Source organism: Ancylobacter sp. 3268 (assembly GCF_031456575.1).
In the GTDB taxonomy this organism is placed as follows: domain Bacteria; phylum Pseudomonadota; class Alphaproteobacteria; order Rhizobiales; family Xanthobacteraceae; genus Ancylobacter.
In genome coordinates, this window is sequence record NZ_JAVDUX010000006.1 from 317,800 (window position 1) to 327,530 (window position 9,731).

Sequence of the window (9,731 nt, forward strand, 5' to 3'; positions counted from 1 at the left end):
CGGATCAATGCGCCACCCGACCACGAAGGTCAATTTCGACCCATGACCAGTTCCGCTCTTTTTCACGCCGAGCGCGCCGTGCCGCGCTACACCTCCTATCCCACCGCGCCGCATTTCAGCGCGGAGATCGATGCCGCCCGGCACGCGCAATGGCTCGCCGCGCTGCCGGCCCGGGCCAGCCTCTCGCTGTATCTGCACGTGCCGTTCTGCTCGTCGATCTGCTTCTATTGCGGCTGCACCACCAAGGCGACGCGGCGGGCCAGTCCGGTCGCCGCCTATGTCGCCCGGCTGGAACGCGAGATCGAGAGGGTGGCGGCGCAGGCCGGCGGCCGGCCGGTCACGCACATCGCCTGGGGCGGCGGCACGCCAAGCCTGATCGGGCCGGAAGCGTTGCGCCGGCTCTATGCCCGCCTCGCCGGCGGCTTCGACCTCGAGCCACTGGCCGAGCACGCCATCGAGCTCGATCCGCGCGAGACCGACGCCGCGCTGGCCGATGCCCTCGCCGCCATCGGTGTCGACCGGGTCAGCTTCGGGGTTCAGGACTTCTCGGCCCATGTGCAGAGCGCCATCGGCCGGGTGCAGCCCTTCGGCACCGTCGAGCGGGCGGTGACGCTGATGCGCGAGAGCGGGGTCGGCGCGATCAATCTCGATCTGATGTACGGCCTGCCGTACCAGACCGCGCGCGACGTGCGCCGCACCGCCCATATGGCGGTGCTGCTGAAACCCGAGCGCCTCGCCTTGTTCGGCTATGCCCATGTGCCGTGGGTGCGGCCGAATCAGCGGTTGATCGACCAGGCGGCCCTGCCCGGTGCCGCCGAGCGGCTGGAGCAGGCGGAAGCGGCACGGGAAACCCTCGTCGGACTCGGCTATGTCGCCATCGGCCTCGACCATTTCGCCCGGCCGGACGACCCGATGGCGGTGGCGTCCCGCGAGGGACGACTGCACCGCAATTTCCAGGGCTACACCGTCGATCAGGCGGAGGCGCTGATCGGCTTCGGCACCTCGGCGATCAGCCGCTTTCCGCAGGGCTTCACCCAGAACGCAGCCGACACGCCGTCCTATATCCGCGCCATCGATGCCGGCGGCCTGGCGACGGTGCGCGGCGTCGCCTTCACCCGCGACGATCTACGCCGCGGCGCGTTGATCGAACGGCTGATGTGCGATTTCGCGGTGGATCTCGACGAGGAGACCCTCGTCGAGGCCACCCCGCGCCTGGCACCGCTGGCGGCGGATGGGCTCATCCGCATCGAGGGCCGGCATGTGGAGGTGACGCCGAGCGGACGGCCCTTCGTGCGCCTCGCCGCCGCCGCGCTCGATGCCCGGCTGCAACAGGGCACCGCCCGGCACTCCGTGGCGGTGTGACCGCCCGAGCTCTGCTGCCGGCACGGACCGCGCAGACAAAACGCCCCGCGGCAAGCCGCGGGGCGTGTGAAGGAGCGGGATCGAGAGCGTAAAGGGGATGAACGCCTCGCACCGCACGACCGGATGAAATTGTTCTTGTTTGTCCCCCCTCCGGCGTATCTCGTGGGTCTCAGGCGGCGCCAGCGAGACGCTGCATGCTGCCGCGATCGCGGATGCGCACCTCGTCGGCGCGCAGCAGCGCGACGAGGCCGCGGCGCTTCAGCTCGGAAAACGCCCGGCTCACCGTCTCCAGGGTCAGGCCGAGGAAGTCGGCGATCTCCTGCCGGGTCATGGCGATATGCACCGAGCCGTCGAGCGGCGCGCCGGCCGCCGGTTCCGGCATCAGCCGCAGCAGGAAGAAGGCCACGCGCTCCAGCGCCGACATGCGGCCCAGCGCCAACGCATGGGCGTGCATGGTGCAGAGCTGGCTCTCGAAGCGGCGCAGCAGCCGGGCGGCGAGCGCGCCATCGCGCTCCAGCGCCCCGCGCTCGTGCGGAACCACCAGGCTGGCGGTAAGCGTCTCGGCGGAGCAGGCATAGACATCGCCGCAGGCAAGGCCGAACATGTCACCGGGGCCGAGCAGCTCCACCACCTGGCGGCGACCGTCGGGCAGCAGCTTGGTCAGCATCACCGCCCCTTCGACCACCTCCATGATGCGCCGGGCCGGATCGCCCTCATGCAGCAGCGTGGTGTGGGCGGCAACGCGCGACCCCGGGGCCGGATGCTCGGCAGGGCCGCCCGCATGAATCGCACCGCGCATGGTGGAGGTGCCGTGGCTGGTGCCGATCCGATCCTCGATTGCCTGCCGCATGGGAGCCTCCGTTCTGACGTGGCTGGAACCATAGGCGGGAACGCTGCGGCGCATAGTTGGGACGGCTGCGTAAGGAAAACTGCGCAACCCCCATACGTGCTGCCTCACATGTCCGGCAACACCGCGACCAGCGCCGCCAGGTCCAGCGGCTTGCGCACCACCTGCAGCGGCGCCAGCCCGCGCAGCTGATGGTCGATCACGGTCTGCGACTGGCCGGTCACCACCACCACGCGGGGCGGCCCGGCGAGGCTCTGCAGCCAGCGCACCGCCTGTCCGCCGGGAATGCCGGGCAGGCTGAGATCGACCAGCACCACATCGCTGGCAGCAGGGGGCGATTGGGAGAAGAAGCTCTCGGCCGTCCTGTGGAAGACCACGTCATGGCCGAGGTTGTTCAACGCAAGGCCGAGCGAATCGCTCACACCGCCGTCGTCCTCGAGCACGTGAATTCGCAACGCAGCGCCTCCCGCTTTTTTCGTGAGGGTGGCGAAGGCGGCAGATGCCGGCAATTCGTAGGAATGCGAAGCCCGGTGGCGGGGCCGGGCCGGCAGGCTGGGCGCGGCAGGCTGGCGCCGCCCTGGGGGCGGCCGCCGGCGCGATTCAGGCGCGCATGTCCTTCAGCACGATCCGCACCAGATCGGCGGCGTTGCGGGCGCCGAGCTTCTCCATGATGCGGGCGCGGTGCACCTCGATGGTGCGCGGCGAGATGCCCAGCTTGCGCCCGGCCTCCTTGTTGGAGGCGCCGTTGGCGATCTGCACCAGCACCTCGCGCTCGCGCGGGGTCAGCAGGTCGTGGCCGGGAAAATGCGCCGTGAGCAGGTCGCCCGCCCCGTTGCCGGCGCGCTGCGTCTGCGCGGCGATCGCCTCGCGCACCCGCTCCACCACCGTGTCGGCATCGAAGGGCTTCTCGATGAAGTCGAGCGCGCCGTGGCGGATGGCATCGACCGCCATGGGGATGTCGCCCTGGCCGGAAATGATGAAGATCGGCGCCGGATAGCGGTCCGCTTCCAGCTCCTTCAGGATGTCGAGGCCGGAACGGCCGGGCATGTGGACGTCGAGGATGACGCAGGCCGGCACGCTCTGCCGGGCAATGGCGAGGAAGGCGGCGCCGTCGGAGAAGCTGCGGACGTGATAGCCCTCGAGGCTCATCACCAGCGAGAGGGCGTCACGGACCGCCGGATCGTCGTCGACGACAAAGATGTCACCCTGCCCCGCCATGCGCCTGTCCTCCCTGATCGGTCTCGATCGCCTTCTTGTCGTCCCGGATCGGCAGCGACAGGGCGAAGCACGCACCACGTCCCTGCCCGCCGGGATCCACGACGAGATCACCCCCGTGGTTCTGGGCGATCGTCCGTGAAATCGCAAGCCCGAGGCCCATGCCGCGATGCTTCGAGCTGGCGAAGGCCTGGAACAGCTTCGGCAGCGCCTCGGGCGCGATGCCCGGCCCGTTGTCGGAAACCTCCAGCACCACATGGCTGGCGGTCCGGCGGGTGGCGACCCGTACCGCGGGGTGCTTGGATTGCCCGGCCGCCTCGATGGCGTTGCGCACCAGATTGACGATGATCTGCTGGATCTGCACCGGATCGACCATCACCAGCGGCAAATCGTCCTCCTGCTCGCGGCCGATGGCGATGCGGTGGCGCTGGCCGAGCAGGGTGAGTTCGATGGCGTCGTCCACCAGCGGGTCGAGCACGCGCAACTGGCGCACCGGGTCGCGCTTCTCGACGAATTGCCGCATGCGCTGGATGATGTGGCCGGCGCGTTCCGCTTCGCCCGTCGCCTTGTCGAGGATGTCGCCGGTCATGGCCTTCAGGTCGATGCCCTTGGCATGGGCGCGGCGGATGGCCTGCAGATAGAGCATCAGCGCCGTGAGCGGCTGGTTCAGCTCATGGGCGATCGCCGCCCCCATCTCGTCGATCGCCGAAACGCGGGCGAGATGCACCAGATCGCTCTGCAGCTCGGCGAGGCGCTGCTCGCTCTCCTTGCGCGGGCGCAGGTCGCGCAGGATGCCGATGAACTGCCGCCCTTCCCGGGTCTGAGCCTCGCCGACGGAAAGCTCCAGCGGAAAGACCGTGCCATCGGCATGGCGCCCATGCACCTCGCGGCCTATGCCGATGATCTTCTTTTCGCCGGTGCGGATATAGCTGCCGATATATTCGTCATGGGCGACGGCATATTCGGTGGGCATCACCACCTTGACGTTCTCGCCGATCACCTGCACGGCGGGGAAGCCGAACATCTTCTCGCAGGCCTTGTTGAACACCATGATGCGGCCGCGCGCGTCGATGACGATGATACCGTCGGCCGCCGTGTCGAGCACCGAAAGCAGGCGGGCCTCGGACACGGTGCCCAGCTCTGTCGTCTCGCTCCGGTCCGTCGCTTCGTGCATGATGTCGATCTACTCAGCGGCCACGCCGCACGACAGGCTGGAGCGGCCACCACGCCCGAATTGCCATCCCCTCGTGCGGGTGTCGGATTACAGCCAGCCAATATCGGGATGATAGATACGGCGCCCATCGAAGCCAAGGGGCAGACCGCTTTTGCGCTGGGCATAGACCCGCCGCATCTTCGAATGGTCGAACTGTGTCGTCTGTATCATCGACAATGGAGCGACATGGTAATAACCAAGGACTAATGGAACGAATACCAGCAACCTGTCTTCGGCACAGAGATGAAGCAGCAGCTCCCAATCTTCATGTGCTGCGGCATGCTTGCCGTAGTAGCCCCCGAGCTCCTCCACCTGATCCGCATCGACCAGCGAGAAGGCGTCGATATAGTTCATGTCATAGATGCGTTCGTCGACGAAATCGTTTGACAGCAGCCCGATCGAACGCTCTCCATTATGCATCACCAGGTTGCCATAAGTGATTGCCGCGCCAGTATCTCGCGCTGCGCGCCAAAAATGGTAAAGATTTTCCGGGATCAGTTCGTTGTCTGCGTCCATGAAGCAGACATGCTTGTAGCGCGCATTCCGCATCGCCCGGTTGCGGGTCGCGGCGAGGCCCTCATTACCGGTCGCCAGAATCGGGTCGATCACCCCGAGGCGATCCGCCAGCGCCATCGACGCCAGCAGGCGCTGCGAGCCGTCGCGCGAAAAATCATCGGCCACGATGACCTGACAGCCCACCCCGCGTGCGTTCAGGTTCTCGGCGGCCCGCAACGCGCTGCCGACGGAGCGGCCGAGATAGTTGCGGTGGTTCCAGTTGGGCACACAGATCGACACGCCGTGGGGGTTACGCCCGTCGTTCATGGCACGACTTCCAGTCCGCGGTTCCGCTCGGCAATGGGCCGCGCCGCCGGACACCAGGGCGCGATCGCTCGGGCGACGCTGCCGGCCAGCGTGCCGTGCCGCTCGATGAAGTCGAAGGCCGCCTGATGCAGCCGCGCCAGCCCGAATTCTTCCCGCGCCTCCCGCACCGCCTGCAGGTGCGGATAGACCCAGGGGACATGGGCGAAATGGGCGGCGTTGAGCGGGTCCACCTTGGCGGGCACCGCCCCCGCCGCCACGGCGTGCAGCGCCCGGAACCCCTCATGATAGGGAAAGCTGTGATGGCTGCTCCACAGATAGAGATCGGAGCGGCCGAGCACGCGCGCGATCTCCGCCGCCTCGAAGCCGGAGCGCCGCTCGAACGGCCGGTGCGGCGGCAGGAATGCTAGTCCATGGCTGCCCAACGTCTCCATCGCGGCGGACAGGAACGCGGCGCGGTCGGCGGTGGCATGGCCGAGAACCGCCCAGGGCAGCGGCCGGCCGGCCTCCCACCGACGCACGCTCGCCCGCTCTTGGGCGGAAAACGCTTCCGGCGCCCACACATAGGGCACGCCGCGCACCAGCGGAACATCCACCTGCCGCGCCATGGTGAGGTCGACGATCGCGGTGATCGGGCTGGCATCCGCCGGGAACTGGTTGCCGAACCAGTGAGAGTAGATGCTGTCGTAATTGATCAGGATGCGATGCTCGAACCTGCCGAGAGCGGCGATCAGCTCGCCGCGCCGGTTCTCCCGCTCCGCCGCGATCAGGCATTCGGAATGGTTGACGATCAGCGCCAGGCTGCCGGCATGAGCGCGGATCTCCGCGACATCGCGGGAGGGCACGGCTACCGCCGGCAGGCCGTAGGCCGTCAGATCCTGCGCCAGATTGCCGGCCTGGCTCTCATAGAACCAGTTGATGCCGAACGGAGCGATGACGGGAATCATGACCCGGTCCCGATCACGGCCGATCCGCCGCGCCGCCGAGGCGCGTCAGGCTTTCCTGCTGGATCACCGCATAGCGCCGAAGGCTGGCGACCTCGTGCTCCAGTTCGGCGATGCGCGCCTTGAGCGCCTCGGCCTCGTCGGGTGCGGCTTCCGGCCGCCGCGCGGCGGCGCGCAGTTCTTGGATCTGGTCGAGCAGGAAGAAGGGATCGAGCGCGCGGTCGGCCAGCAGCGTCGTCACCTGCGCGAGCAGCCGCTCCCGCTCGCCGCACGCGGTCTCGCTCGCCAGCATGAGCAGCGAGGACTTCCACAATGCCGGCGACAGGCCCGCCAGCGGCCGGTGGCGGACGCCCTCGACATGCACCGCCGCGCCGCCCTGCCAGTCGCGCCCGCCGCCATGGACCAGCACCACCGGCCCGGCGACGCCGGCGGCGGCCCGGCCGGCCCGCTCGATGGCGGCCAGCGGGTAGAGCAGCATGTCGCCGGGCGCCGGCAATTCGCCGGGTGCCGCGACGAAGCTGAAGGCGGGATCGGCGCGGCAATGTTCGAGCCGACGCGCCAGCTCGGCGGAATCGACCAGCACGCGCGCGGCTCCGGCGAAGCGGGCGATGATCCCCACGAGGAACACGTCGACCTCGTTGAGATCGGCATCGCCGGCGCTGCCGGCGGTCTCGGCCAGTTCCCGCCAGTTGCGGCGGGCGTCGAGATGCAGCGCCAGCAGGTCGACCCAGCTCTGGCGCGGCTCGCGCTGGCTGGCCAGCGCCGGCAGCGGCTGCGGCGGCGTCGATACCTGCGGACGGGGTTCGGCGAGGTTGCGCATGGCTGGTCCTCTGGCGGGATAGGCGATCACCGCCTCGCCCGCCGGCCCGCGGCATTGGCCGACAGGGGATCGATGGGCGCGTTGCGCCGGGGATGGGCACGCAAATGCCACCGCCAGGCGGTCTCGATGATCTGTCTCAGGTCGGAATGTCTGGTCTCGAAGCCGAGCTCGTCGCGGGCCCGCGCCGCATTGGCGACCAGGATCGCCGGGTCGCCGGCTCGCCGGCCGCCGACGACTTCCGGCAGCTTCAGCCCGGTCACGTCCTCGATGACGCTCAGCACCTGCTTGATCGAGTAGCCGTCGCCGGTGCCGAGATTGAAGGTGCCGCCGGGCTCGCCGCGCAGCAGCCGCTGCAGCGCCAGCACATGGGCGTCCGCCAGGTCGACGACATGGATGTAGTCGCGCACCGCGGTGCCGTCCGGGGTGGGGAAGTCGGCACCGAACACGGTGAAATCGTCGATATAGCCCTGCAGCGTCATCAGGGCGCGCGGGATGATGTGGGTTTCGGGATCGCGCAGTTCGCCGAGATCGCCGGCGGCATCGGCGCCGCAGGCATTGAAATAGCGCAGCACCACGGATTTGAGGCCATAGGCCATGCCGAAATCCGCCAGCATGTGCTCGACCATGCGCTTGCTCTGGCCGTAAGGATTGACCGGCACGGTGGGCACGCTCTCGTCGATCGGCATGTGGGCGGGCTGGCCATAGACCGCGCAGGTCGAGGAGAACACCAGCTTGTCGCAGCCGGCCTCGCGCAGCCCGTTGAGCAGCGACAGGGAGCCGGCGACGTTGTTCTCGTAGTATTTCGCCGGGTTGACCATCGACTCGCCGACATAGGCCGAGCCGGCGAAATGGATGGCCGCCACGATGCCATGCTCGCGCACCGCCGCGGCGACGGCCGCCGTGTCGTGGATGTCGCCCTCGACCAGCGGTCCCCAGCGCACGAAGTCACGATGGCCGGTGGAGAGATTATCGAAGGTCACCGGCAGGAAACCTGCCTGCGCAAGCGCCTTGCAGGTGTGGGCACCGATATAGCCGGCCCCACCGACCACCAAGATTCGTTCCGCCGTCACCGCGACCATCCCTGCGTTCGCTCAAACAGCGATAACACGCTGTACCAATCCTTGCGAAACGAGCGATTCGAAATAGGGAATCGTCCGCTTCACCCCTTCACGCAATGACACCGACGCCTGCCAGCCAAGCAATTCGCGCGCCCGCTCCACCTGCGGCCGGCGCTGGCGCGGGTCGTCTTCCGGCAAGGGCTTGAACACGATCTTCGACCGCGATCCGACGAGATCGACAACGAGATGGGCGAGCTCCAGGATCGTGAACTCGGTGGGATTGCCGAGATTGATCGGCCCCGTCACCTCCGCCGGACTTTCCATAAGCTTGACCAAACCATCAATCATATCATCAACATAACAAAAAGAACGCGTCTGCTCCCCGCTGCCATGGACTGTAATATCCCGATTCAGCAGGGCCTGCACGATGAAACTCGATACCACCCGTCCGTCATTGGGGTGGGTTCGCGGCCCGTAGGTATTGAAAATGCGGGCGATCTTGACCTGCAATCGGTGCTGGCGCCAGTAATCGAAGAACAGGGTCTCCGCGCAGCGCTTGCCTTCATCATAACAGGAGCGCGGACCAATGGGATTGACGTTTCCCCAATAGCCTTCCGCCTGAGGGTGCACCTGGGGATCGCCATAAATTTCGCTGGTCGAGGCCTGCAGGATCTTGGCGTTGAGCCTTTTGGCGAGGCCCAGCATGTTGATGGCGCCGAGCACGCTGGTCTTGGTCGTCTGCACCGGATCGCGCTGATAATGGATCGGCGAGGCCGGACAGGCGAGGTTGTAGATTTCATCGACCTCCACATAGAGCGGATGGGCGATATCGTGCCGCAGCAGCTCGAAGGCGGAATGGCCGATGAGATGTTCGATGTTGTAGCGGGTGCCGGTGAAGAAGTTGTCGACGCACAGCACCTGGCATCCCTGCTTCAACAGGCGTTCGGCCAGATGCGACCCCAGGAATCCGGCTCCACCGGTGATGAGGACGCGACGTTCCAGATGCATGAATCTCTTCCAGCTGCCAGGGCGCGGAGGCACTGTTCCCGCCTACAGCAGGGGCAATGAAGGCTTCGCTAAAATCGACGAAATATACCGGCACCCGCCCCGAATGGCGGCATCCGGCTGCACATCGTCCGCCGTTGCGCCATGGCCGGCCGCAAGCCGATGGCGCCTCACGGCCGGGCGCGGGATCGATCTAGACGATCAGGAAATTGCTCGTGGTCAATTGGGCCAGCTTGGCGTTCTGCAAGACGATGCCGTCGCTGCCGTCCCAGATCACCACGTCGGTGCCGTTCTGGAACGCGGCGTCCATTGCCGCGCCGATCGAGGAGAAGATGGCACTGTCGAACACCACTCGGTCGCGGGTGACGTTCCAGTCGACGAAGTAATCCACCCCGCCGCCTTCCTCCAGTATCGCGTAGTCGTAGCCCAGCCCGCCATAATAGGCGTC

Annotated in this window: 11 protein-coding genes; 1 reads left to right on the plus strand and 10 read right to left on the minus strand. The window is 67.4% G+C overall.

What is annotated here, in order from left to right:
- Positions 1-42 precede the first annotated feature (42 nt).
- Complete coding sequence (hemN, locus tag J2X65_RS11495) at positions 43-1,362, plus strand: oxygen-independent coproporphyrinogen III oxidase (RefSeq protein WP_310201048.1); 1,320 nt, start codon at positions 43-45, stop codon at positions 1,360-1,362.
- 169 nt (positions 1,363-1,531) lie between these two features.
- Here the strand turns inward: hemN and J2X65_RS11500 are convergent, their stop codons facing one another.
- The 10 genes from J2X65_RS11500 to J2X65_RS11545 all read right to left on the minus strand — a co-directional run.
- Positions 1,532-2,212 (minus strand): helix-turn-helix domain-containing protein, encoded by a 681-nt coding sequence (locus J2X65_RS11500; protein WP_310201049.1) that lies wholly within the window; start codon positions 2,210-2,212, stop codon positions 1,532-1,534.
- 104 nt (positions 2,213-2,316) lie between these two features.
- A complete protein-coding gene (locus J2X65_RS11505; protein WP_310201050.1) occupies positions 2,317-2,652 on the minus strand; it encodes a response regulator in 336 nt (111 codons plus the stop codon).
- A 157-nt stretch (positions 2,653-2,809) separates the two neighbouring features.
- The gene (locus tag J2X65_RS11510; RefSeq protein WP_213364983.1) at positions 2,810-3,427 is read right to left on the minus strand and encodes a response regulator transcription factor; all 618 of its coding nucleotides are present in this window, start codon (positions 3,425-3,427) and stop codon (positions 2,810-2,812) included.
- Positions 3,411-4,598 carry a PAS domain S-box protein gene (locus tag J2X65_RS11515; protein ID WP_310201051.1) on the minus strand — a complete coding sequence of 396 codons (1,188 nt, stop codon included), beginning with the start codon at positions 4,596-4,598 and terminating at the stop codon, positions 3,411-3,413. Before J2X65_RS11515 ends, J2X65_RS11510 begins: the two co-directional genes overlap by 17 nt.
- Before the next feature lie 87 nt (positions 4,599-4,685).
- Positions 4,686-5,459, minus strand: a complete 774-nt coding sequence (locus tag J2X65_RS11520; RefSeq protein WP_310201052.1) for a glycosyltransferase family 2 protein — start codon at positions 5,457-5,459, stop codon at positions 4,686-4,688.
- Complete coding sequence (locus J2X65_RS11525; protein WP_310201053.1) at positions 5,456-6,403, minus strand: hypothetical protein; 948 nt, start codon at positions 6,401-6,403, stop codon at positions 5,456-5,458. The genes J2X65_RS11520 and J2X65_RS11525 overlap by 4 nt, the downstream gene beginning before the upstream one ends.
- A gap of 13 nt (positions 6,404-6,416) precedes the next feature.
- Positions 6,417-7,220 (minus strand): hypothetical protein, encoded by an 804-nt coding sequence (locus tag J2X65_RS11530; protein WP_310201054.1) that lies wholly within the window; start codon positions 7,218-7,220, stop codon positions 6,417-6,419.
- Between the two features lie 26 nt (positions 7,221-7,246).
- Complete coding sequence (gene galE, locus J2X65_RS11535; RefSeq protein WP_404977691.1) at positions 7,247-8,290, minus strand: UDP-glucose 4-epimerase GalE; 1,044 nt, start codon at positions 8,288-8,290, stop codon at positions 7,247-7,249.
- A gap of 21 nt (positions 8,291-8,311) precedes the next feature.
- On the minus strand, positions 8,312-9,286 hold the full coding sequence (locus tag J2X65_RS11540) for an SDR family oxidoreductase (protein ID WP_310201056.1): 975 nt from the start codon (positions 9,284-9,286) through the stop codon (positions 8,312-8,314).
- Between the two features lie 190 nt (positions 9,287-9,476).
- Positions 9,477-9,731: hypothetical protein (locus tag J2X65_RS11545; protein ID WP_404977692.1), on the minus strand; the 255-nt coding region annotated here is incomplete at its 5' end.

Excerpts from the sequence above, each read along its gene's own strand:
- hemN (WP_310201048.1), top strand. The coding sequence starts at position 43 with ATGACCAGTTCCGCTCTTTTTCACGCCGAGCGCGCCGTGCCGCGCTAC.
- J2X65_RS11500 (WP_310201049.1), bottom strand. The coding sequence starts at position 2,212 with ATGCGGCAGGCAATCGAGGATCGGATCGGCACCAGCCACGGCACCTCC.
- J2X65_RS11510 (WP_213364983.1), bottom strand. The coding sequence starts at position 3,427 with ATGGCGGGGCAGGGTGACATCTTTGTCGTCGACGACGATCCGGCGGTC.
- J2X65_RS11515 (WP_310201051.1), bottom strand. The coding sequence starts at position 4,598 with ATGCACGAAGCGACGGACCGGAGCGAGACGACAGAGCTGGGCACCGTG.
- J2X65_RS11520 (WP_310201052.1), bottom strand. The coding sequence starts at position 5,459 with ATGAACGACGGGCGTAACCCCCACGGCGTGTCGATCTGTGTGCCCAAC.
- J2X65_RS11525 (WP_310201053.1), bottom strand. The coding sequence starts at position 6,403 with ATGATTCCCGTCATCGCTCCGTTCGGCATCAACTGGTTCTATGAGAGC.
- J2X65_RS11530 (WP_310201054.1), bottom strand. The coding sequence starts at position 7,220 with ATGCGCAACCTCGCCGAACCCCGTCCGCAGGTATCGACGCCGCCGCAG.
- J2X65_RS11540 (WP_310201056.1), bottom strand. The coding sequence starts at position 9,286 with ATGCATCTGGAACGTCGCGTCCTCATCACCGGTGGAGCCGGATTCCTG.